This window comes from Proteus sp. fly-1067 (assembly GCF_040139345.1).
Lineage (GTDB): Bacteria > Pseudomonadota > Gammaproteobacteria > Enterobacterales > Enterobacteriaceae > Proteus > Proteus vulgaris_B.
On sequence record NZ_JBEEUL010000006.1, the window covers coordinates 118,429 to 143,087 of the forward strand.

Sequence of the window (24,659 nt, forward strand, 5' to 3'; positions counted from 1 at the left end):
GTGAATAGCACAGGTCAATTGAACCCTAACACATATAAGTGGGGCAATCATGGGTATTATTTGTTTAATCATTGGGCTAGCGATATTAATGATTATGTGTATGAAAGGCATACATATCTTCATTTCTGTCTTTACCACCAGCCTATTTCTTGCTGTGACTGCATGGCTTGTATCACCAGATATGCTTAATCCTGTCGATGCACTATTACAAGTGTATACCGGTGGGTTAGGTGGCTATTTTGGTAGCTTCTTCTTCATTTTCGTACTCGGTGCGATTTTTGGCAAATTAACCGCTATCAGTGGCGCTGCTGATAGTGTTGCCTCTTTTATTATTGGTAAATTTGGTGAAAGAGCCGTTATTCCTTCATTAGTTGCGGCTTGTGCCATTTTAGCCTACGGCGGTGTTTCAGTGTTTGTTGCACTGTTTACCGTTTATTCGATGATGGTGAGTTTATTTCGCAAAGCAAATCTTCCTCGCAGACTTATTCCTGCTGTCTATTTTGCCGGTGCAGGTACGTTTGTAATGATAATGCCTGGATCACCTCAAATCCAAAACCTTATCCCAATGAAGTTCTTAGGTACGTCAGCGACGGCAGGTTTAGTACCGGGTATGTTGACAGCGTTGTTCCAAGTCACCTTAGTGATTATTTATCTCACTTGGTTATTTAAGCGTGTAAAAGCGAAAGGTGAAGGCTGGGTTGAAGATGAAAAAACAGCCAAAGCCGAAGAAGGTAAAAAAGATCGTCAATTACCTAATGTGCTTGTTGCATTACTCCCTATGCTTATTTTGCTTGTCGTGCTGAATATTCTGAAATGGGACCCTGCTATTGCCTTATTCTGCGCCATTATCGCTGCCTTGATTGTGTACTTACGCTATCTCGATTGGAAAAAGCTTGTACCTAATTTAGCAGCTGGAACGATGGAAGGGGTGACCTCCCTCTTTAACACGGCGGTTATTGTTGGGTTTGGGGCATTAGTGATGACCTTGCCTGCGTTTAAAGAATCATTCCAAGCGATTGCTCAATCAGGTCTTAATCCACTTGTTGTTACTGCAATTTCAGTCGGTGCCTTGGTGTTTATCAGTGGTTCAGGCTCCGGTGCGTTAAGTATTGCTATGCCAATGATTGCAGCAATGTTCCCTGCAACTGTGGTTGATCAAGGCTCCTTACACCGTGTGGCCACAATGGCATCAATGAGTACAACTCCACCATTTAACGGATTGATTATTACTGTCTTTAGCGTCTGTGGTGTCAGCCATAAAGAGGGCTATGGCCCTGTAGGAACGTTAACTCTCGCTATCCCACTGTTAGCCATGATGTTTATGTTGCTGCTGTACACCTTCTTACCTGCATCCATAGCGACGATGTAGGAATAACGTTAACCCATTAATGCGTGCGATAAGACGACAAACGTGAAATCGCACGCCATAGAGATAACCCTATATATTCACAGAGGAAGATAAACATGGATTTTCAGCTAACAGAAGAGCAAGTCCTGATCCGCGATATGGTCAGAGAGTTTGTTGAAAACGATATTAAGCCTATTGCTGGCGAAATCGATAAAGAACACCGGTTTCCAAGTGAAAGCGTTGCACCTATGGCTGAGTTAGGACTCTTTGGTTTCAATATTGATGAAAATTATGGTGGAACAGAAGCAGATGCAATTAGCTATGTATTAGCAACAGAAGAAATGGCAAAAGTCAGTGCTGCACACGCCATGATCATGGGTTCACAGTGTTCATTAACTGGCCCTGTTATTCAAAAATATGCTGATGAAGAAACCAAAGCACGTATTTTACCGGGAGTAGTTTCAGGTGAGCAAATTGGTTGCTTCTGTTTATCAGAACCAAGCGCAGGTTGTGATGCTGCTGCTCAACAAACAACGGCTGTTCGCCAAGGTGATAATTATGTGATCAATGGCTCTAAATTGTGGATCACAGCAGCACCTCAAGGTGCATTCTTTATTGTATTTGCCATGACCGATAAAAGTGCGGGTGTTAAAGGGATCACTGCATTCTTAGTTGAGCGTGATAATCCAGGGATCAGCATTGGTTTACCTGAAGAAAAAATGGGTATGAATGGCTCTGAAACCTGTTCAGTCAGTTTTAGTGACTGTGTTGTACCTGTTAGTGCTCGTTTAGGCGCTGAAGGTAAAGGTTTTAGCATTGCAATGGAAACCTTAGATGGTGGTCGTTTAAGCTGTTCAGCTATTGCATTAGGTATCGCACAAAGTGCATTAGATGCCACGATTGATTACACCAAAGAGCGTATTCAATTTGGAAAACCTATTGCGGCCAACCAAGGTGTGCAATGGATGTTAGTGGATATGGCTACCCGTGTAGATTGTGCTCGTATGTTGGTGTATCGCGCAGCTGCGGCAAAAATTGCTGGGCTTCCTTATACCCGCGAATCAGCGCAAGCCAAATTATACGCTTCTGAAACAGCAACCTATGTGACTCAAAAAGCCGTTCAACTCCACGGCGGTATGGGTTACACCAAATCTTATCCTGTTGAACGCCTAATGCGTGAAGCAAAACTCACCGAAATTTTTGAAGGCACAAGCGAAGTGCAACGCATGGTGATCGCTAAACATATTTTAGCGTAATGACATTGGGATTTTATTAATTTGCTCCATTGAGCAAAACGGAGAATGTGAATTATGAAACTTATTGCCTGCTGTAAGGTTGTTCATGACGAACAAGACATCACAACGCGGCCTGATCGTACACTCGCAACTGATAATGCGGGTTTAAAAATTAGTTTATATGATTTAAACGCGATTGAAACGGCAGTAGAAATTGCCTCGGCTCTTGGTGATAGCACCGTAACTGCGCTGAGTGTAGGCACTAGTGCAATGGTAGAAAACGCGAAAATTAAAAAAGATATTTTATCGCGTGGCCCTGATGCATTAACACTTGTTGCTGATGATGCGTGTAATGCGCTTTATTCAACAGATACCGCCAATATTATTGCGCAAGCGGCACAAAAAGTGGGTTTTGATTTATTAGTTTTCGGTGAAGGTTCTGGTGACTTATACGCTCAACAAACAGGTTTAGCGGTAGGCGAATACTTAGGCTTACCTTGTGTTAATGCCGTTAATAAAATCACCGTTGAAGGTGAAAAAATTATTGTTGAACGTGATTTAGAAAATATCACTGAAGAGTTAGAGCTGACATTACCTGCCGTTGTCTGCGTGACATCAAGCATTAACACCCCAAAATTACCGTCAATGAAAGCCATTTTAGCGGCTAATAAAAAACCTGTTGAGAAACTTGGGTTAGGAGATATTGGTGTTGATCTTTCAGCACTCACCGTAGTGCAAACGCAAGTGTGCGCACCAGAACAGACTGATCGCCTTGGCATTATTTTAGAAGGTGATTCAGATGAAAATATTGCCACATTTGCTGAGCATTTACGCCAAGCGGTTAATCAATAAGGAGATTAAAAATGGCTAGTTTACTACCTACTACCTTTGTTTATGCCGAGAAAGCGGATGATTTAGCGAAGTTGATAGCGTTTGCTCGTGGTCTTGGTGAAAAAGTGAATGTGTTATTTATCGGTGATGATGAAAGCACTCGTGAATGTGTCAGCCTTGGTGCTGATTGTGTCTATTGCTTTGAACCACAAGAAGGTGTGATTGCTGAAGATTATGCGACTTCTTTTGCTGAAATTATTAAAGAAGCGGGTGCTAATGCATTGGTTTTATTAGCATCATCAAAACGAGCAAAAGCTATTGCAGCTCGCCTTGGTGTTACGTTAAAAGCGGGTGTTGTCAGTGATGCATTAAGCCTAACCGTTGAAAACAATACCGTGATTGCAACACACCAAGTTTATGGTGGTTTAGCACATGCTAAAGCAGAAATTCGCTCACCTTATGCTATTGCTACCGTTGGTGGTGCATTAGATGTGGAAGTCATTACAGATGCTCCCAATGCATCAGTGGTACAAGGTACCTTTGTCGCCCCTGCGCATACATTAAAAGTGTTAGCACGTAAGCCAAAACAAGGTAGTAGTGTTGATTTAGGTAAAGCGCATTGTGTTGTTGGTGTTGGACGTGGCTTCGGTAAGGCAGATGATATTGCGTTAGCGTCAGCATTAGCGAAAGCCCTTCAAGGTGAAGTGGGTTGTTCACGTCCAATTGCTGAAGGTGAAGGCTGGATGGAACACGATCGCTACATTGGTGTTTCAGGCGTGACCTTAGGTGCTGATGTTTATGTTGCTGTCGGTATTTCAGGACAAATTCAACATATGGTCGGTGTAGATAGAGCAAAAATTATTGTTGGTATCAACAAAGATAAAAATGCGCCTATCTTCAATATGGTGGACTACGGGATTGTCGGCGACCTCTACAAAGTGTTACCTGCATTAACAGCAAAACTTGGCGGCTAATCCCCGTCGGTCGCTTAGTGAAAGTGTGCTAAGCGACCACACATAATAAAAGGATAGAAAAGTATGTCAGACGATATTTTTGACGCCATTATTGTGGGTGGTGGACTTGCTGGTGGTACTGCTGCCTATGTTTTAGCGCAAGCAGGATGTGATGTGTTAGTGGTTGAGCGAGGTAATTTCGCTGGCAGTAAAAATATGACGGGCGGGCGTTTATACGCACACAGCCTTGAAAAAATCATCCCCAATTTTGCCGAAGAAGCTCCAGTTGAGCGCCTTGTGACGCGTGAAAAAATCTCCATGTTAACGCCGACAGATGGCGTTACGTTAGATTATCAACATACTCAGCAAGAAGAGGATGCGGCGCGTTCTTATACTGTATTACGCTCTTCGTTTGATCAGTGGTTAATGGAAAAAGCGGAAGATGCTGGCGCACAAGTGATCACTGGCGTTCGTGTCGATGAAGTATTAGTAAAAGATGGCAAAGTGTGTGGCGTTAAAGCCGGTGATGATGAAATTGAAGCGCATGTCGTGATTTTAGCCGATGGTGTGAATTCACTGTTAGCGAAGCAATTAGGTATGACACAGAAAGTAAATCCTCATACTGTTGCTGTCGGTGTGAAAGAGCTACTTGAATTTACTCCTCAACAAATGGAAGACCGATTTGGTTGCACAAATGATGAAGGATTAGCTTGGCTTTTTGCAGGCGCACCATCAGGGGGATACTTAGGCGGTGGTTTTTTATATACCAATAAAAATACTGTTTCTTTAGGACTGGTTTTAGGGCTACATAACGTCGATAAGTTCGAAAAAACGGTTCCTCAATTATTAGAAGATTTTAAACAACATCCTGTTGTTGCACCGCTTATCAAAGACGGAAAATTATTAGAATATTCAGCTCATATGGTGCCGGAAGGTGGCATGAATATGGTGTCTGAATTAGTGAAAGACGGCGTATTAGTTGCGGGTGATGCTGCTGGATTTTGTCTCAACGTTGGCTATACCGTAAGAGGAATGGATCTGGCGATTGCTTCAGGTGAAGCTGCTGCAAAAGCGGTATTAATGGCAAAAGAACAAAACAGCTATAGTCAAAAAGAGCTGAGTTGTTATCAATCTTTATTAAATGACAGCTTTGTTATGAAAGATATGAAGCTATATAAAGATCTACCTGCTTTCCTTGATAACACCCGATTTTTTACTGATTACCCACAAATGGCCGCTAATGTAATGCATGATTTATTCGTGATTAATGGCCCAGAAAAACCAGTACGTAAGAAAATCCTGTCTCAAGTGAAGAAAGTCGGTGTGATGAACTTAATTAAAGATGGCTTTAAAGGAGTACGTTCTTTATGAGTCAAGTAAACGTAGACGTTAAATTAGGCGTCAATAAATTTAACGTGGATGAAGAAAATCCACATATTGTCTTAAAGGATGATATCGATCCTGCGCAATTTGAAATCTTAATGAAAGCTTGCCCAGCAGGTTTATATAAAAAAGATGAAAAAGGGCAATATCTTTTTGATTATGCAGGATGTTTAGAGTGTGGTACTTGCCGTGTGTTATGTGGCGAGACGATCTTAAAGAAATGGGAATACCCATGTGGCACATTAGGCATAGAGTTTCGTTACGGCTAATGAAATAGATCCTTTTCCCCTCTAGTGTAACCTCCAAAATATAAACTAGAGGGGAATGAGTATACTGGCTATATATTGATTCATATATAACCCATAAATTTGTTTTAGAACTTATCTCAACGAGTGTATTTTTCGATACTCTGAAGGTGTCATAAAAAATTCAGATTTAAATTTTCGGCTTAAATTAGAAATATCACTAAACCCACATTCATAAGCGAGTTGTGTAATATTTTTCTCTGCTAAAAGTGGATTAACCAATGCTGCTTTATAATTCTCAAGACGTTTTTGGTAGATCCAACGAAGTACAGATGTATTTTGTTCTTTAAATAGCATCTGTAAATAGCGTACTGAGATCCCACACGCATTAGCACATTCATTAACACTTAAATCGGGATCGGAAAGATGTTGCTCAAGATAGTGCTGAGCAAAATAAAACAGTGTTGATCTTCCTAAGCTTTGCGGTGGTGTCGCAATACTGAATTCGCTAAAGGCTGAGGTAATTAAATTCAATAAAATATCAGCAAGTTGTTGCGCATGTTGTGGTGGCATTGAATCCAAGAATGGAATATAACGCATCACAAAACTATAAACGAGAGAGCCGGTAATACTATTACCACGTATCGCTCTTGCTGTAAGATTTTGGGTATTCCCTAAACGAGATGCTAGTTTCTCCCTTGGGATCAGAATTTTAAATAACGAGTAGTCGTTATCAAAAGACCAGGATACGGGTCTTGCCATATCAAAAATACAAAAGTCGCCTTGTCGCAGAAATGCGGTTCTTCCATCTTGCGTCAGATGGCTGGTTCCTGAACGCTGTATCTCAATTTGAAAATGTTCTTCTAAGCTCAGTTTATGGGTTAAAGGACGGCTGCTTGCCCAGTGCCCATTAGACTCTAGTTGAATAAAGCGAATATTTGTCACCTTCTGCTCGACAATATTGGCATAAAATCGAGAATGAGGAGGCAATTCGACTTCATTGCATTCATAAGACGATAAAAAGCGGTCTTTTATTGTATCCCTGAATACGGAAAACCGATCTACGTCAGGGAGCTCCCGAGTCGTAAACATGCTTTTCATAGTACGCCCACTTTTATTGAAAGTATTTTTGTTGTGTCGCTATCTGCCTGGAATAAAAACATCTTAAATCAGACTAAAATAGAATAATTTTTTGCAATGATTTTAAGTTTAAAATTAGCATAATGTACTAATAAAATTAATAACGAGTGATCCTTTTTCGTTTGTTAATAAATTGAAGATAAGATATTTAATTTTTTTTAATTAATTTGAGCTAGGATCATGAAAAATATATAATTAATTTATAGCATAATTGATGCTATCACCTCTATCTAATTAATCATTAGGTAATTTCTGATAGTTAGAGAGAGATCTCATAAATAGATCAAGAGTGATTCTTATTAATATCTTATTTATTTCATTCTTTTCAGAGTGTGAGTTAATATGGATTTTATGTACGGGGTATAATCGTTTGTTAAATAATATTGTTATTTATTGTTAATCATAGCATTATTAATTATATAAAATAAAATTTTTATAAATTTAATTATTAATAGAATTAATAATGTATATTACAACAATTCTTCCTTTGATATCATGATTTATTAATAGTAAATATATTTAATCTTAATATCGTGAATGTGAAATAGGTTTCTCGATTTATAAAATATTACCTATGTAGTATTTAGCCCACTAAAATAAGTGGGCTGAAAATGGTTGTTTTCTATCTTTAGCGTAGACCTTGTACACTCTCTACTAAATTGGCTAACTGTGAAACCACACGGTCACCTATATCGGCATTATCACCACCCAATGCTTTATTACGCATAAAGTCTTTCTTGATTTGTTGCCAACGAATAGTGTCTTTTTCAGTTAGTTTTCCACGTAATTCAGCGAGTTTTAATAAATTTTCTTCAGCACCTGTTGTCAGTAATTGCGCTTCACCCAGATAGTGATCATCAAGTAAACGTTCAATTTCTTCATCATTCATTACCGCAGACACTTTTTCACTTAACTTATTCATATTGCGGTAACTGCCTTGCAAACGAAATGCGGGTTCTGTGCGATATTTATCCGATTGTGCCGCACTGGCGATATATTGCTGATTTACTTTTAAAATGATATTGCGTAGCGTAATTAAGTGCTTAAGCACCATGACTATTTCATTAATTTCAGCATCAGAATAAGGGTAACTTAATGTATTGGTAGAGACAGATTTCCCCATCGCTTTATCGACTAAAATATAGAGATCGTTAAGATCACGCAGTGCAAGCGGTGCCAATACCGCATTTGAAGTTAAGCTATTTTCGATATAACTCAGAGCAAAAGCATCATCCATACCACCTAATACTTCACCTAAGTTATAAATATCAGCTCGGTTAGCCAACATATCCGGAATACGAAAGACTTCACCTGATTCGGTGTAAGGGTTACCCGCCATGACGACACAGAATTTTTTACCCCGCATATCATAGGTTTTGGTTTTTCCTTTCCATACCCCTTCAATACGTCTTGTTCCATCACAGAGAGAAATAAACTTTTGTAAGAATTCAGGGTGAGTATGCTGAATATCATCCACATACAGCATAACGTTATTACCCATTTCTAATGCTAAGTTGAGTTTTTCAAGCTCTTGCCTTGCTGTTGCATTAGGCGCTTGTTCGGGATCGAGAGATAGCACGCTGTGTCCTAATGCGGGGCCATTGATCTTCATAAAAATAAGGCCTAAACGTGCGGCTGCATATTCCATTAATGTGGTTTTGCCGTAACCCGGAGGGGAGATCATTAATAATAATCCCATTAAATCGGTGCGCTTACCTTCGCCTAACGCACCAATTTGTTTTGCCATATTATCGCCAATAATAGGTAAATAGACATCGTTAATTAGCTTATTACGGACAAAAGAGCTTAATGGTTTGGCTTTAAATTCATGCAGTTTTAAGCGTTCACGTTCATTACTGACTATTTTTTGACGCAGTGTGAGGTACTGTCTGAATGCAGGAATAAAGTTCTTTCTTTGGCCGCGCATTCGGCTGAAATAGTCATCCAAACTGAGTGATAACGCTTGGTTTTCAATGGTGGGATGGGAGCCTAATAGGTCAGTTACTGTAAAGTATAAATCAGCTTCACTATAACGCGCTGATGCGACTTTATCTAAAATAATGATAGCGATAGCGCCCGGAATATAAGGTGTAAGTTCGGCATAATCAGGCAAAGAGCACAGCCCTTGTAGCCAATTTTGGATCAGCGCCCAACGCTGTGCGTATCGCGTACCTAAATTCTGTTGTGAGCGATTAAAGTCTATCCACATATGGGCTTCTTCTAATCGACTTTGTAATGCAATCACTAACTCTTTAGCATATTTGCTATAAACCAATTCAATGGGGCTTCTCGCCAACGCAAAGCTTAAATATTCAGAGGCTTGCATCGGTACATAGTGTTCACACTCAATTGGATTATCATGAAGGAAGAGGCGTATATCTGCTTCGATCTCTGCTTGCAGATCGGTTAACGCATCGTCTGTATGGAATAATTGCTGAATATTGAGTGCAGTTCTTGCACGTTCAGGCCACAGCGCTGGATATTGTTCATTTTGTTTAGTTTCCCAAAAGAGTGCAGCTATTGCACGTGCCGTTGGGTTATAGCGTAGAAGATCAGCACTTTCGCCAATAGGGATCAGCTTTTTCAATATGGCGATAGCATCGTGATCGTGGATACCTTTTTCATAGCCTTCTTTATAACGTGGGGTAGCGAAATCACGCACGAGTTTTTCAAGCTTTTCAGGAAGAGTGAGTGCTTCTTTTAGCGTTTCGTAATCAAGACCATCTTGACGTTTTGCTGCCGCATAAATAATGGAATAAGCGAGGTACTCTGCTCGATAAACAGTATCCGATTCAGACTCAAGTGAGGCATTCCAATAAGGCTGTAATTGAGCAAGTTCTGTATTTTCAATCGGTTCTTGGTAATCCGTTCCTGTCAGGTATAACCAGAGCTTATCTTCTTTCGGTAAGATAGTGAGATCAAGTTCTTGTGTATTAACGCTAAAGCGATGGCGAGGCCCTAATTTAATAACATTGCCACCGTCTTCAAAAATATCGGTTTTGTCCCTCAGAATACGAATAGCTTGATCACGAGAGGATTTTAAGCGCGCATCAATATCATCAGCTTTGACGTTATCATTGATTTCTCTTAGTTTTTCAATGATCTCTCGTGTTTTTAGTGATAAAGGATCTGATGCGAAAAAGGCATTTAACTCATCTTGTGACTGTAATCGAGAGGTTCGGCGTTGTAGATTTTCCAGTAAGCGATTGGCTGCGGTTAATAGGCTTTGTGAGCGACGTTGGCGATCATCAAGCAACACTTGTTTGTGTGACTCAAAGGTTTCGACTAACTCTTCACGTTTAGCCAGAATATCATCAAGAAATTCATCATGATGGCTAAATTGACTTTCTAACTCTTCTAATTGAACTAAAAGACGTGAAAGTTGATCGTCACAACCTTCAGGTGTGGTTGCAAGGGATAAAGCATTGGTGAGCCCTTGGCTAAATAAGCGAAATTGTGCACCAAATTGTGCCACGCTTTCGACGTTGCTTTGTGATTTACGTTTTTGTTGTAGTCGAGCGCGAGATTGATTGAGTTGAGCATAGATTTGTGAGATTGCATCAATAATGTGCGTTTGTTGGGTAACGTCTTGGAATGTTAAAGATGCCATTAAGTTAGAAAGCATATCCAAATCAGCAGACATTTTTTCCATGTCATTCATTGGTACATCTAGTTGTGCGCTGTTTTGGGCTTTTTCAATAAGGTTTTCAAAGGTAACAAGTTGTGCTTTAAACGGTTGTAATGCTTTATCACTGGCAAGGAAAAGTGCGGTCGCTTGTGAAACACGTTGTTGCGTTTCGGTAATTTCTGTTTCCATGGTGCTAAGCTTGGTTAAATCCATATAACGGAATTCACGCAAGGAAATCAGATGCCCACGGTGGGCATTTAATAAATTTAAGCTATCAACAAATTGTTGAATATCTGTCCAACTATCAGGGAGTGTTAAGGCCAGTAGTGATTTTTGGCGATTAATCGCTTCAAGCATTGATTTCGCAGATTGCTGACGAATACTTTCCACTTTTTCATATTCATCAAGTACTAATTCACTGGTTTGAGCGATATCTTTTAATAATTTACCAATCCCCAAACAGTGCTCGTCATTAAACCAATAATAGAGATCTAATAAGTTTTTAGGTTGTAAGCTGAGTTGCTCATAACGAGCAATAGAGATTTGATTACCTTCAATTTCTTTTGCGACATGCAATATTTCGGAAATACCTCGTACTAAATCAGCATTACCAATACGGCCATAAAAACCATTACGGGGAGGTTGTTTATCAGCAAATTCTTCAGAATAGAAGGGAGTTTGCCAAACTTGCATTGGATGAACGCGAGTTGCTTCTTCGCCTTCACCTTCAAACAGCACCATTTTTCCGTCTTCTAACATCGCATAGCCATGACCAACTAAAGGCACAGCAAGTTTACGCTCAATCATATTGTAATTGAAAAGCGCAAGGCGACCTTGTGAAGGAGAGTAGAAAACATATAACACATCTTCGCCATTAGGCGAACGGCGTAGACGGCGGAAATACATCCCTTCCATTGGTTGATCAAAGGTTTTGTATTCGCCATTTTGCAGGTAATAACCACCAGGGAAAATAATACCGTGATCTTCAGGTAATTGAACACAAGCTTGTCCAATTGCATCAATGCGTTGTACGGTTTGCGTCAAAATGTTATAGACCAAATAACGCCAGTTTTCTTCGCGATAAGGTAAGATTTTTAACAGAATCAAACTACCTGTTTGAGCATATTCAATTTGTGCATCATCGAGAGATTGGTTTTTATCTAATACGGCTTCACGATAAATCCCTAAACCATCCTCGGTGTTATTTTCACATTTAACTGTTAGATCGCCACCGGTTGTTTCGACAAAAACGGTATCAAGAATATTGATATGAGGAAAACGACTATTGACCGTATCTTCACGTTGAGTTTTCGTCCATTCGAAATCGTAAGCAGGAGGGAGGGCAATATCTCTTTCACCACGATTATCAATGTAGTCGATACGCTTTTTATCACTTGAGATAGCCCAGCGGAAAACACGCACATCAGTAATTCGCGCACCAATTTGAAAACTGGCAAGCAGTTTTCCATCACGCTCAACAAGTTGTAGTAGTTGTGTATTTTTGTAATAAGTATAAAGCTCAGTAAAATCCTGAATAAAACGATTATCGTTTAAAAAAGTATCTTCATAAGGGACGGCTTCAACATCAAACTCTCCCTCACTTTCAGTTAAACGATAAAGTGAAAAGACATCTTCAAGATGAATTTCACGTTTTAATCCAAGGAAAACGTTATAACCAAACAGTAGCCATTCACCTACACGAACAATGTCTCTGGCTTGGCAGTTATTTTCAGTACGAATACGGATACGGCCAATAATATCCATTTGGCTTTGACCAAATTCATCTAAGCGATGTTGATTTAATTCAGTGGCTTTTTTATGAAGTTGTTGGCCTTGCTCTGTTAGGCGTTTGCGTAAGATTTCATACGCGCCACCTTGTGCAACAGCACTATCGAGTATTTCCTGCTCACGATTCGTATCCAGAATTTCAGACATGGTATAACGGATTTCCTTGGCTTAAACGATAAAAACAAGATAAAAGACATAGAGATATCTCTATGCCTTTCGCCCTCTAAATAACATTATTCTTCTTTAGAGGAGCCTGATTTAGTTGTCACATCTTTAATCAGTGGATTGGCACCTTTTGTTGCCATAAATCCATTAATTAAATCTTGGACTTCCGGATTTTTTAATAAAGAAGCAATATCGAGTTTTTTATCTTGTTGAGTGCGGTTAATCAGTTTTTCAACGTTCTCTTTGGCAAAACTGCTTTTATCCATAAAACCATCTACCGCTTTACCTAAGCTTAATGCTTTAGAGAAGGTATTAAAGAAGTTGCCATCACCGCCCACAATTTCAATATTGGTTTTGCTCAGTGCAGCTGCCAATACATCGGCTTGTTCGCGTGCAATTTCTTTGTTGGCTTCAATAGATGCCATCGCTTGTTCAAATTGTTTTTCAAGACTCATACGGAATTCTTCATGTGAACGCGCCGTATCACTGAGGTGATCCATAGATTTGAATTTATCTGTTAAACCATCAGCTTCAGCTTTTAAGCGTTGACGAATAACTTCAGCTTGTGCTGATCCTAATTGGCCTTCACCACGCGCCTGTGCTGCGAGTTTCTCTTCAAGAATTTTCGCATCAGCAAGGCCTAATTTCTCTTTTGCATTGGCTTGTTGTTCTTCACCACGCGCTTGAGCGGCTAATTTCTCTTCTAAGATTTTTGCTTCTGCAAGGCCTTGTTGTTGCTGGGCTTGTGCTTTCGCTTCCATCACTTGCGCTTCAGTTAAGCCTTTTTCTTTCATGCCACGTGCTTCTGCTAATAGTTTTTCGGCAGTGATGTTAGCCAATACAAGGCCTTCCTTCTCTTCGGCTTCTGCGGTTGCTTGGCGCACTCGAGCTTCGGCAAGACCTAATGCTGCATGCTCAGCTTCAATACCTTCCGCTAAACGTTTTTTTGCTTCTGATTGTTTTACCGAGGCTTCTAATTCAGCTTTTGCCATCGTGCTGATTTCTTCAGCTTTATGTTTAGCACTAGATTCATCAGCTTCGGCTCTTTTCACTTGGCGGACTAAAGACTCTTCTGCTTCTGCTTGTGCATTTATGATGGTGACTTGACGCATACGTTCAGCTTCTGAAACTTCGCGTACTTCTTTAATACGTTCTTCTTCTTGAGCAACCGTTTTTTCTACGGCGACACGTTCACGGATAACATTTGAGATATTTTTGCGTTCTTCTTCTAACGCTTTTTCTTTCTCAATACGTTGCAACTCAACTTCGCGTTCGCGAGCAACAATTTCTAATTCACGAGCACGATTAACTCGTTCTTGTTCAATGGTGACTGCACGAGTACGATTTTGTTGTGCAACTTCCACTTCACGCATACGGTTTTCTTCACGAATTTCAATCTCTTGTTGAGTCTGAATACGAGCTTGTTCTGCTTTTAAGCGCTCTTCTTCTTGTACACGCAGGGTTTCTGATGTTTCACGAGCACGAATATTATCGATTTCACGTTTTTGGCGTGCTTCTGCATCGGCTTGTTGGCGTTCTAAGGCCAGACTTGCTTCTCGGGTTTCCACGTTTTTCTTTTGAATAGCAAGTTCTTGATCACGCTCTTTTTGGTTAGTTTCAATATTATGAATAGCGGTAATTTCCGTGATTTTTCGGATACCTTCAGAGTCAAAAATATTGTTAGGATCAAGTGCAGATTTTGGTGTTTGTTCTAAATAGTCGATAGCAACGTCTTCTAATGCATAACCATTAAGATCTTTACCAATAACATCAACAATACGATCACGGAAATTCTGTCTATCTTCAAAAAGTTTCGACAGTTCAAACTGTTTACCTACTGTTTTTAATGCTTCTGAGAATTTAGCACTAAATAGAGTGCTGACTGCTTGATGATCAGACGCTCTATCAACACCAATGGCTTTTGCGACTTTTAATACGTCTTCAGTGGTTTCATTTACACGTAAATAAAATGCAACGGTAATATCAGCACGTAAGTTATCTTGGCAAATCAAACCATCTTTACCACGACGATCAACCTCTAACGTTAAAAGAGAAATACGCATAAACTCTTTTTTGTAGATAACTGGATAAACCAGCGCACCTGTAAAATGGACTTTAGGTTGTGAGGTCATGTCATTGACTATTAAGGCTGTACCTTGAGGCACTTTTATATAGAAAGCTTTAAATAATCCAAATAACCCTAAAATAATTAGAATTGCGAAGCCAACAATAGTTAAGAAAGGCATAACGAAAGCCAAATCCATACTTTTTTCTCCATAGGTTCAGACGATGCCGTCATTTTTTAATCGTATTTGTTTATTAACTTAATTACATTTCATCGAATGTGGATATCAGCGATGAAATTCATCTTCCGTTACGACTTGATAACTGTGAGTAGACGCGTCATAACTAATAATAATAACGTTGTCTCCTCGTTTAATATTCTCGTGTTCTGGTGCTCTAATTTGTAAAATTAAACCTGCACCCCCATCTTCTAAAAGGGCTTCACCTTTGTTTTCCGCGACATTCGCTGATCGTACTATGGCTAATTTGCCTATCAATTGGTGTACTGATTTAGGCTTATTACGTGATATGAGCTTTTTACGAATGGGTTTTAAACATACCGCAGTAAGATTAAGAGAAATAAAAGAGATAATGATTAATGCAATAAAGCCAACTAAATAATAAATAAAATCTGTTTCAATAGCGCTGATAATCCAATAGTTAGTAAAGTAACTGATAAACCAGCCTATAAGGGTAAAGAAGGTTAAAATAATCGTAACTGGGATACCCGCTAACCCTAATTTTGTTAACCAACCTGCGAAACCTGTTGCATCAACATCTAATTCACTATCAATATTAAATAAATCAATATCTAATAATCCAAAAGCAGCACAAAGCCAATAAAAAGAGATAATAATTAGTAATGCACTAAAAATAATGCTAGGAAAAGCTAGGCTATTTTGGAAAAACAAATTCATATAGAGTTCTCTTAATTTAAGAAGATGGTAATATCCTTGTCATATTAATATCGCTTATCATACTTTAATACGCTGAAAAAGCATGTAGTTATAATCACATTCTATATTTATTTTTTCATTTTATTTTTATGGAAGTTAATATAACTTATTTAGATAGTGATGAATAATATTCGGTATTATTGCGTATAAAATCAGATCATTCTCTAAAATAATAATAAAAACATTTTCATCTATTACATATCATTTCTTATAAAGTGAATAAGTGTTTTGTTATAAAAAATATAAATTTATTAAATAAAAACTCTATAACATTAAAAAAACGATACTAATTGTATTGTGTATTCCATGCATCACTATCGGCGCGATTAATGAACGAGTCCCTATTCTGATTTGGCAAAACACAACACCCACAACAAAAATAAGGATAAACGTAGTAATTGACTCATATTGAGTATGCATAGCGGCAAATAGAAGTGAAGAGATAATAATGGCAATCCATTTTCCTATATTGCCATACCACATGCCTGCATTTAGTAGAAAACCTCTAAAAATGACTTCTTCAGTAATGGGAGCAATAAAGATAACTGAGAGTGCAAATAAGAAGAAGGCAAAACCTGTAATAGATTCGATTTCTGTAACCCATGAATCATCTTCAGAGCCTAAAAATAAACTAATAAAATATAATCCCAATAAGGCTAAAAAAGGGGCTTTCAGTGAATTCCATTGAAGGTGGCCTAATGGCATTAATTTAATCTTTTTTTGATAAGCAACCCAAATAATCAAGCAGTAGGGGAGGTAAATAAAAAAACTGATTAATGAGATGATATAAGGCGATTGAAACAATGTAGCAGGGGCTGGGGTGAGCAAGAGACTAAATGAGGAAAAAAAGTAGCCTATAAAGGCAAATACACAGATGACTGAATGGTAAACTCGATCTTTGGGAAATTCCATTTTTGTTTGTCCTTGTATGGGAGGCATCATTTAATTTTACAGAATATTGAATACAATGTTCAAATGTTCAAATGTTCAAATGATTAAATCATTAATCAATTTAAATATACAAAGTGACCTTATTATTTTGATTAATGAACGATTAGAGGAAATATACTATGCAAGTATAAATATACTTAGATTAAATTCTTGATAAAAGGGTTGAAAATGGAAAACATTATTTATTTGACAATAAAAATTAAAAACAAGGGTTAATTTCATCAGGGTGTTCAACACAAGAATCTATTGGTAACCTTTGTCAAAATGAGAAGGAAGATAAAATATATATTTATGAATTAAATCATTCACTTTCAAGAGCTCAAAATGCCAGTCATTTCCCCATAATGATAAAAAAACCTTTAGATAAATCAACACCATTATTAGGAATGGCTATTTCTAATAATGAAGATTTTGGTGTGAACCCATTCTTTAACATTAAGCCTTCAATTCCATTTTTCATAATCTACCTTCCTTATTCTCATATGAGGCAAATATATCTGGACTAGCATATTATTAATAGTGTTGTATTTATTTTGATCTACTTTCTAACAGATAGGAATGAGGTAGGTAGAAAAGGGAAAAGGTGATGAAGTGTATTTGTTAATCACAACAACTAGCTTAGTCTATAAAAGCAAAAAACCAGCCCTAAGGCTGGTTTTTCTAAAGATGGTGCCCGAACTCGGAATCGAACCAAGGACACGGGGATTTTCAATCCCCTGCTCTACCGACTGAGCTATTCGGGCTAACGAGGCGCATTAAACCGTATTCAGCGGGATGCGTCAACGTCTTTTTAATAAAAAATACAAAAATAAGTTTGTTTGCTTTCTTTTTATTCTATTTGAGTTTAAATTTTCATCATAAGCGATTTTTTAGTAAAAAATGCTTAAATAACAATCAGTAAAGATATTCACTTTTTTGTATATCGAAGAGAAAACTTTCTCTTTTTTTGATGATTAAATTGTTTTTTGCTACTCAGCAGAGAAAAATTGAGTACAAACGAAAAAATAGACCGTTTTTCTTGTTTTCCTGCACTTATAACTAACTTAATGCACCATTTTTTCGGCATTGAGCAATCTTAAGAATATCCTCTGCCAATAATTTTGCTGTAATAATATCATCAGCATGATGATTGACCATTAAACGGCTTAAACAGCCTTCTAAGATGAGTTCCATTTGTTTAGCAACTAACTCACTGTCTTCGATATCAAGCTCGCGTAGTAGCGTTCTAGAGTAATCAAATGAGCTCTGTTTTTGACGTTGGCTTAATTGGTGGATTTGAGAGTGTTCATCAGGGTATGCACTACATGCTGCAACGAATAAACAACCAGGAAAACGGTTTTTCTCTAAACGTATAGTGAGCTGATCATAACGAGCCAGTAACTTTTGTTCGATCGTCAGTTCTTCATCTAGCATAACTTGGCGTTGCCAAATATCAATTTGTTGCCCGTGATGGCGAAGACAATCAAAAATTAAGGCATCTCTATCAGGCCAAAATGGGTGAAGTTGAGATTCATTAATACCCGAGTCTTGAAGAAGCTCTGGTAAAGTCGCCGCTAAGCCATATTGCTCTAGCTGGATAAGTACGTGGTCTAATAACGCTTCACGTTGCACGGAAATCTCCTTAAATCACGTTGTCGCGAAAACATCATAATTAGCAGACTTTAACTAAAAATGAAAGTAAGAGGCGACCGGGTAAAATGAAAATACCCCATCTTGTGATAGGGTATTTTTTTGTTTTTTTATTTCTTGTAAGCGCTAGGCGCTTTTTTGCAATGTTTTAATTTTTTACTTCAAACTACAGGATCATACCGCCGAAGAGGAAACCAAATCCGACAGCTAATACCACACCAATTGTACCAGGGATAAAGAATGGGTGGTTGAAGACTAATTTACCGATACGGGTTGTACCTGTGTCATCCATTTGAACTGCCGCAACCAGTGTTGGGTAAGTTGGCAGGATGAACAGACCAGAAACCGCAGAGAAAGATGCAATTGCAGTTAATGGAGATACACCTAGCGCTAAAGCCATTGGCATTAATGCTTTTGCTGTTGCCGCTTGTGAATATAACAGTGCAGAACAGAAGAAGAAGATAACGGCTAATAACCAAGGATGGCCAGTGATCAAATCACCCGCAGTCAGTTTGATCCAATCAATGTTACTTGAAACGAAAGTATCACCTAACCATGCAACACCCAGAATACAGATACATGCACTCATACCTGCTTTAAAAGTACTTGAGTTGAGGATGGTATCAGTTTTAACTTTACAGAAAACAGTGATAAGCGTTGCAACACTCAGCATGATGATAAGAATAGCGTTAGTGGTGTTCATTAACGGTTCTTTCACGATACCTAAGCTTGGGCTGTTGATGATTGCATAAGTAACAACACAGACAACACCCAGTAAGAACAGCATTACAGATGATTTAGCACCTGGTAATGTTTCTCTACGTTCTTGGCTACCACGTAACTCAACCAGACCTTGTTCTAAACGCTCACGATAGACAGCATCATCAGATAGTTTTGAGTTAAATACCCAAGATACGATGAATGACATCAGGATGATTGCTAGGAAGGTTGCTGGTAATAAGATAGATAACAGTGTGATATAGCTTACTGTATTACCTTCACCGACCATTGCTGGGTTTTCCATGACTGATGCCATGTACACAACTGCAGCAGAGATAGGAGATGCAGTAATACCGATTTGAGCTGCAACAACACCTGTTGATAAAGGACGGCAAGGCTTAATGCCTTGTTCTTTTGCAACTTCTGCAATAACTGGCAGTGTTGCTAAAGAGATGTTCCCTGTACCTGCAAATAGAGTTAAGAAATAAGTCACAATTGGCGCAAGAATTGTGATGTATTTTGGATTACGTCTTAACAGTTTTTCAGTTTGCCCAACAAGGTAATCCAAACCACCAGCAACCTGCATCGCAGAGATTGCGGCAATAACAGCCATAATGATGGAGATAACATCAAAAGGGATTGAACCAGGTTTAACACCGATAGCAGCTAAAACTAAAACCCCTAAACCACCGGCAAACCCGATACCAATTCCCCCAAGTCTCGCACCGAGGAAAATGGCCAGCAGAACGATAATCAATTCTACGGCTAACATAGCGTTTACTCCTTGAGATAATTAAAAAAATGAGAAAGATAAGTTAAATTTTTGTTTTTACAATCAAGTAAAAAGGCACGCCTCTTAAAGAGTTCGTGCCTTGTATTTTTAAGAGCTCATTCTTATGTTTAACAGTGTCATGTTATAAAACACAATTATTAATCATCGAAGCGTTTTGCTTTGTAAGCCGGGTTTTTTAAGTTCTCGATAGAGAAGATATCATCCAGTTGTTCTTCGGTTAATAAACCGCGTTCTAGAACAACTTCACGTACGCTCTTACCAGTTTCTGCACAAATCTTACCAACGATGTCGCCGTTATGGTGACCAATGAATGGGTTCAGATAAGTAACGATACCGATTGAGCTAAATACGAAGTGTTCACAGATTTCTTTATTCGCAGTGATACCATCAACACATTTTTCTACTAAGTTACGGCAAGCGTTGCTTAACAGAGCGATTGATTCGAACATTGCTTGGCCGATAGCTGGTTCCATTACGTTTAATTGTAATTGACCTGCTTCAGCAGCCATAGTTACACAAGTGTCATTACCGATAACTTTAAAGCAAGCTTGGTTAACAACTTCTGGAATAACTGGGTTTACTTTAGCTGGCATAATTGAAGAACCTGCTTGTAGTTCTGGAAGATTGATTTCTTTCAGACCAGCACGAGGACCAGAAGACAGTAAACGTAAGTCATTACAGATTTTAGACATTTTCACAGCTAAGCGTTTTAATGCGCCGTGAACCATTACATAAGCACCACAGTCAGAAGTTGCTTCAATTAAGTCTTCTGCTGGAACACAAGCTAAACCAGTGACTTCTGCCAGTTTTTCAACAGACAGTTTTTGGTAACCAGGAGCTGTGTTCAGACCAGTACCGATAGCTGTTGCACCTAAGTTCATTTCTAACAGTAACTCAGCAGTGCGTTTCAGGTTTTTGATTTCTTCTTTCATCAGTACAGAGAAAGCATGGAATTCTTGACCTAAAGTCATTGGTACAGCATCTTGTAATTGAGTACGACCCATTTTCAGGATGTCTTTGAACTCAACTGCTTTTCTATCAAAACCAGCTTTCAGCAGTTCGATAGATTCAGTTAATTTGATAACAGAGTTATAAACCGCTACACGGAAACCACAAGGATAAGCGTCGTTTGTTGATTGGCTCTTATTGACGTGGTCATTCGGGTTCAGGTATTGGTATTCACCTTTTTGGTGGCCCATTAATTCCAGACCGATGTTTGCGATAACTTCATTGGTATTCATATTTAATGAAGTACCAGCACCGCCTTGGAATACATCAACTGGGAATTGATCCATGTGTTTACCTGTTTCTAATACTACGTCACAGGCTTTGATAATCGTATCAGCGATTTCACGAGGAATAGTGTGAAGTTCTTTGTTTGCTAATGCAGCAGCTTTTTTCACCATTACCATACCGCGGATGAATTCTGGAACATCATTGATGGTACGATCACTGATGTAGAAGTTTTCAATTGCACGTAAAGTGTGGACGCCATAATAAGCATCAGCAGGAACTTCTCTTTTACCTAACAGGTCTTCTTCGATACGAGTTTTATTTGACATGAGAACCTTCTTATTAAAATTTTAACTGTCTAGTTATGCGCTTGTTAATAAAATATATCGTTAACGGTTAATAATGTAATATAACTTACCGTTTTGCTTGGTACTGACACGATCATATTCGGGTTGTGAACAAATACCTTTAAGCTGGATCACTTTATACGTAAATAACGTCTAAATATTTTCTTTTTGTGATCTATCTCATGGATTTTACAGTTCTACTTCTCTTTTTAACGCCCCTTGAAAAGGAGTGTTAGGCTCCCCATTATTATGTAGATAAACTAAGAAAAAGCGAGTTCGTAAACCATCACCTTAGATGTAGTTCACACTCCTTTCTATTAATAATATGAATCTTTTTTTTATAAAAAGGAGAACCAAGTGCGTTGGCTCCCATTAATTGTTATTTGTCTTCTTATCTATATAGAAGCTGTGATTTTCGTCAATGTAGCATCTTCGATTGGCGTACTTACAACACTATTCCTTGTGGTGCTGACTTCTTGTGTTGGTGTCTCATTGGTAAAAAATCAGGGCGTAAAAAATATTGCTTCAATGCAGCAAAAACTTGCAGTGGGTGAAGTGCCTGCTGCTGAAATGGTGAAAAGCGTTTCGTTAATACTGGCGGGTATTTTATTGTTGATCCCCGGTTTCTTTACGGACTTCTTAGGTTTACTGTTGTTACTGCCACCATTACAAGCACTGTTAGTGACAAAATTAATTTCTCGTATTCGTGTTTATTCAGGCAATCATGGACAAAGTGGATTTTCTTCTGGTCAAAATGGCGCCACCTTTGAAGGTGAGTATCAGCGCAAAGAAGATTCACCGAGTAACCAACTGAATAATAAGGGTGAAGATCAGGATAACGACCATTTTTCTGATAAAAAATAATTAGCCCAAAGCATAATCGACTAAAAAGGGGAAAATTTGAAAAAAAAACACACTTCTCCCCTTGAAGTTTTACCGGATGCCCCCACCTGTATCGTCATGGTACTGGTTCATCTTAGGCACTGGTATCAACCTTAATCCTGATATGGACTTTTTTATAGGAGCACTATTAATGAAGATTCGTCCATTACATGACCGTGTTATTGTTAAACGTAAAGAAGTCGAAGCTAAATCAGCAGGCGGTATCGTCCTTACTGGCACCGCGGCGGGTAAATCTACTCGTGGCGAAATTTTAGCCGTAGGTCAAGGCCGTATTATGGAAAACGGCGACGTTAAACCACTGGATGTTAAAGTTGGCGATATCGTAATTTTTAACGACGGTTATGGCGTTAAAACAGAAAAAATTGATAACGAAGACGTGCTTATCATGTCTGAAAGCGACATTTTAGCAATTGTAGAAGAATAATTTTTCTCTTTTAAGATCTTCTTAAACTGAACGAATTCAAAGGAAATATACGATGGCAGCTAAAGACGTCAAATTCGGTGTAGATGCTCGTAATAAAATGTTACGTGGTGTTAATGTTCTTGCAGATGCAGTTAAAGTAACTTTAGGCCCTAAAGGTCGTAACGTTGTTTTAGATAAATCTTTCGGTGCACCTGTTATTACTAAAGATGGTGTATCTGTAGCACGCGAAATTGAACTCGAAGATAAATTCGAGAACATGGGTGCGCAGATGGTGAAAGAAGTCGCTTCTAAAGCCAATGATGCGGCAGGTGATGGTACTACAACTGCAACAGTATTAGCACAATCAATCATTGCCGAAGGCTTAAAAGCAGTTGCCGCAGGCATGAACCCAATGGATCTGAAACGTGGTATCGACAAAGCAGTTATTGCTGCTGTCGAAGAACTGAAAAAACTGTCTGTTCCATGTTCAGATACTAAAGCAATTGCTCAAGTTGGTACCATTTCAGCGAACTCTGATGAAACCGTTGGTACTCTGATCGCGCAGGCGATGGACAAAGTTGGTAAAGAAGGCGTTATCACTGTTGAAGAAGGTACTGGCTTAGAAGACGAGCTAGATGTTGTTGAAGGTATGCAGTTTGACCGCGGTTACCTGTCTCCTTACTTCATCAACAAACCTGAAACAGGTACTGCAGAATTAGAAAACCCATTCATTCTGTTAGTTGATAAAAAAGTATCAAATATCCGTGAATTACTACCTGTTTTAGAAGGTGTTGCTAAAGCTAACAAACCTCTGCTTATCATTGCAGAAGATGTTGAAGGCGAAGCACTAGCAACCTTAGTTGTGAACAACATGCGTGGTATCGTTAAAGTTGCTGCGGTTAAAGCACCTGGTTTTGGTGATCGCCGTAAAGCAATGCTGCAAGATATCGCAACGTTAACTAACGGTGCTGTTATTTCTGAAGAAATCGGCATGGAGTTAGAAAAAGCAACGTTAGAAGACTTAGGTCAAGCAAAACGTGTTGTTATCAACAAAGACACTACTACAATCATTGATGGTTTAGGTGACCAAGACGCAATCAGCGGTCGTGTAGCTCAAATCCGTCAACAAATCGAAGATGCAACTTCAGATTATGACCGTGAAAAATTACAAGAACGCGTTGCTAAATTAGCTGGCGGTGTTGCAGTAATTAAAGTCGGTGCAGCAACTGAAGTTGAAATGAAAGAAAAACGTGCTCGTGTTGACGATGCTCTGCATGCAACTCGCGCAGCAGTTGAAGAAGGCGTTGTTGCTGGTGGTGGTACTGCACTGGTTCGTGTTGCTAACGCTCTGCGTGAGATGGTTGGTGATAACGAAGAACAAACAGTAGGTATCCGCGTTGCATTACGTGCAATGGAATCTCCAATGCGTCAAATCGTTGCTAACGCAGGTGAAGAACCATCTGTTGTTGTAAACAACGTGAAAGCGGGTGAAGGTAACTACGGTTATAACGCTGCAACTGATGCTTACGGCGATATGATTGATATGGGTATCTTAGATCCAACTAAAGTGACTCGTTCTGCATTACAATTTGCTGCATCTATCGCAGGTCTGATGATCACAACAGAAGCGATGATCACCGATTCACCTAAAGACGACAAAATGGATTTAGGTGGCGCTGGTGGTATGGGCGGCATGGGTGGAATGGGCGGCATGATGTAATTCATCAGCTTACCGTTTTACAAGAAAACCCGAGCTTAGGCTCGGGTTTTTTTATGTCAGCGATAAATAAAAATCAACGATATGGTTAATGGTTAGGTTATTTTGCTTAACATCTCTGATTTAGGAATTATCAGATAATTCATTTTTTATATAATTAGAAACAACTTATTTCTTTACAACTAGACAACAGATCGTTTTTACTGCACCGCTTAAAAAATATTAAA

General features: G+C 38.8%; 17 protein-coding genes, 1 tRNA gene and 1 pseudogene. 10 read left to right on the top strand and 9 right to left on the bottom strand.

The genetic code is table 11. The annotated features are described in order from the left end of the window. Window positions 1-49: 49 nt before the first annotated feature. From ABN217_RS10465 to ABN217_RS10490, 6 genes are all read left to right on the top strand, one after another. Window positions 50-1,369 carry a GntP family permease gene (locus ABN217_RS10465; RefSeq protein WP_072069069.1) on the top strand — a complete coding sequence of 440 codons (1,320 nt, stop codon included), beginning with the start codon at window positions 50-52 and terminating at the stop codon, window positions 1,367-1,369. A 95-nt stretch (window positions 1,370-1,464) separates the two neighbouring features. Beyond that, a complete protein-coding gene (locus tag ABN217_RS10470; protein ID WP_072064398.1) occupies window positions 1,465-2,604 on the top strand; it encodes an acyl-CoA dehydrogenase family protein in 1,140 nt (379 codons plus the stop codon). A gap of 54 nt (window positions 2,605-2,658) precedes the next feature. Continuing rightward, the gene (gene fixA / locus ABN217_RS10475; protein ID WP_196554496.1) at window positions 2,659-3,435 is read left to right on the top strand and encodes a putative electron transfer flavoprotein FixA; all 777 of its coding nucleotides are present in this window, start codon (window positions 2,659-2,661) and stop codon (window positions 3,433-3,435) included. Between the two features lie 11 nt (window positions 3,436-3,446). Beyond that, window positions 3,447-4,388: an FAD-binding protein gene (locus ABN217_RS10480; protein WP_196554495.1), complete on the top strand. Its 942-nt coding sequence runs from the start codon at window positions 3,447-3,449 to the stop codon at window positions 4,386-4,388. A 63-nt stretch (window positions 4,389-4,451) separates the two neighbouring features. Beyond that, window positions 4,452-5,738 carry an FAD-dependent oxidoreductase gene (locus ABN217_RS10485; RefSeq protein WP_072069065.1) on the top strand — a complete coding sequence of 429 codons (1,287 nt, stop codon included), beginning with the start codon at window positions 4,452-4,454 and terminating at the stop codon, window positions 5,736-5,738. Beyond that, window positions 5,735-6,019, top strand: a complete 285-nt coding sequence (locus ABN217_RS10490; RefSeq protein WP_060556296.1) for a ferredoxin family protein — start codon at window positions 5,735-5,737, stop codon at window positions 6,017-6,019. The genes ABN217_RS10485 and ABN217_RS10490 overlap by 4 nt, the downstream gene beginning before the upstream one ends. Before the next feature lie 111 nt (window positions 6,020-6,130). On the opposite strand, the gene ABN217_RS10495 is transcribed toward ABN217_RS10490, so the two are convergent. The 5 genes from ABN217_RS10495 to ABN217_RS10515 all read right to left on the bottom strand — a co-directional run bounded on the left by ABN217_RS10495 (window position 6,131) and on the right by ABN217_RS10515 (window position 16,648). Beyond that, on the bottom strand, window positions 6,131-7,096 hold the full coding sequence (locus ABN217_RS10495) for a helix-turn-helix domain-containing protein (protein WP_072069064.1): 966 nt from the start codon (window positions 7,094-7,096) through the stop codon (window positions 6,131-6,133). Between the two features lie 667 nt (window positions 7,097-7,763). Continuing rightward, window positions 7,764-12,698 (bottom strand): DNA repair ATPase, encoded by a 4,935-nt coding sequence (locus ABN217_RS10500; RefSeq protein ID WP_349459386.1) that lies wholly within the window; start codon window positions 12,696-12,698, stop codon window positions 7,764-7,766. Window positions 12,699-12,784: 86 nt separating this feature from the next. Beyond that, window positions 12,785-14,980, bottom strand: coding sequence for a flotillin family protein (locus ABN217_RS10505; protein ID WP_115350246.1), 2,196 nt, complete (start codon window positions 14,978-14,980; stop codon window positions 12,785-12,787). Between the two features lie 87 nt (window positions 14,981-15,067). Continuing rightward, window positions 15,068-15,697: an OB-fold-containig protein gene (locus tag ABN217_RS10510; RefSeq protein WP_196554493.1), complete on the bottom strand. Its 630-nt coding sequence runs from the start codon at window positions 15,695-15,697 to the stop codon at window positions 15,068-15,070. A gap of 303 nt (window positions 15,698-16,000) precedes the next feature. Then, window positions 16,001-16,648 carry a CPBP family intramembrane glutamic endopeptidase gene (locus ABN217_RS10515; protein WP_197269860.1) on the bottom strand — a complete coding sequence of 216 codons (648 nt, stop codon included), beginning with the start codon at window positions 16,646-16,648 and terminating at the stop codon, window positions 16,001-16,003. Window positions 16,649-16,855: 207 nt separating this feature from the next. On the opposite strand from ABN217_RS10515, the pseudogene tssD reads away from it, so the two are divergent. Beyond that, a pseudogene (gene tssD, locus ABN217_RS10520) lies at window positions 16,856-17,094 on the top strand (type VI secretion system tube protein TssD); the annotation flags it as partial. Between the two features lie 260 nt (window positions 17,095-17,354). Here the strand turns inward: tssD and ABN217_RS10525 are convergent. From ABN217_RS10525 to aspA, 4 genes are all read right to left on the bottom strand, one after another. Next, window positions 17,355-17,430 (bottom strand) — tRNA-Phe (locus tag ABN217_RS10525). 295 nt (window positions 17,431-17,725) lie between these two features. Then, a complete protein-coding gene (gene dicD / locus ABN217_RS10530) occupies window positions 17,726-18,298 on the bottom strand; it encodes a division control transcriptional repressor DicD (RefSeq protein WP_196554491.1) in 573 nt (190 codons plus the stop codon). A gap of 184 nt (window positions 18,299-18,482) precedes the next feature. After that, window positions 18,483-19,808, bottom strand: a complete 1,326-nt coding sequence (locus ABN217_RS10535) for an anaerobic C4-dicarboxylate transporter (protein ID WP_072069058.1) — start codon at window positions 19,806-19,808, stop codon at window positions 18,483-18,485. A 158-nt stretch (window positions 19,809-19,966) separates the two neighbouring features. Beyond that, complete coding sequence (gene aspA, locus ABN217_RS10540; RefSeq protein WP_196554490.1) at window positions 19,967-21,391, bottom strand: aspartate ammonia-lyase; 1,425 nt, start codon at window positions 21,389-21,391, stop codon at window positions 19,967-19,969. 375 nt (window positions 21,392-21,766) lie between these two features. Between aspA and ABN217_RS10545 the strand changes: the two genes are divergently transcribed. The 3 genes from ABN217_RS10545 to groL all read left to right on the top strand — a co-directional run bounded on the left by ABN217_RS10545 (window position 21,767) and on the right by groL (window position 24,435). Then, window positions 21,767-22,273: an FxsA family protein gene (locus ABN217_RS10545; RefSeq protein ID WP_196554489.1), complete on the top strand. Its 507-nt coding sequence runs from the start codon at window positions 21,767-21,769 to the stop codon at window positions 22,271-22,273. Window positions 22,274-22,442: 169 nt separating this feature from the next. After that, window positions 22,443-22,736 (top strand): co-chaperone GroES, encoded by a 294-nt coding sequence (locus ABN217_RS10550; protein WP_036914050.1) that lies wholly within the window; start codon window positions 22,443-22,445, stop codon window positions 22,734-22,736. Window positions 22,737-22,788: 52 nt separating this feature from the next. After that, the gene (gene groL, locus ABN217_RS10555; RefSeq protein WP_196554488.1) at window positions 22,789-24,435 is read left to right on the top strand and encodes a chaperonin GroEL; all 1,647 of its coding nucleotides are present in this window, start codon (window positions 22,789-22,791) and stop codon (window positions 24,433-24,435) included. Window positions 24,436-24,659 lie beyond the last annotated feature (224 nt).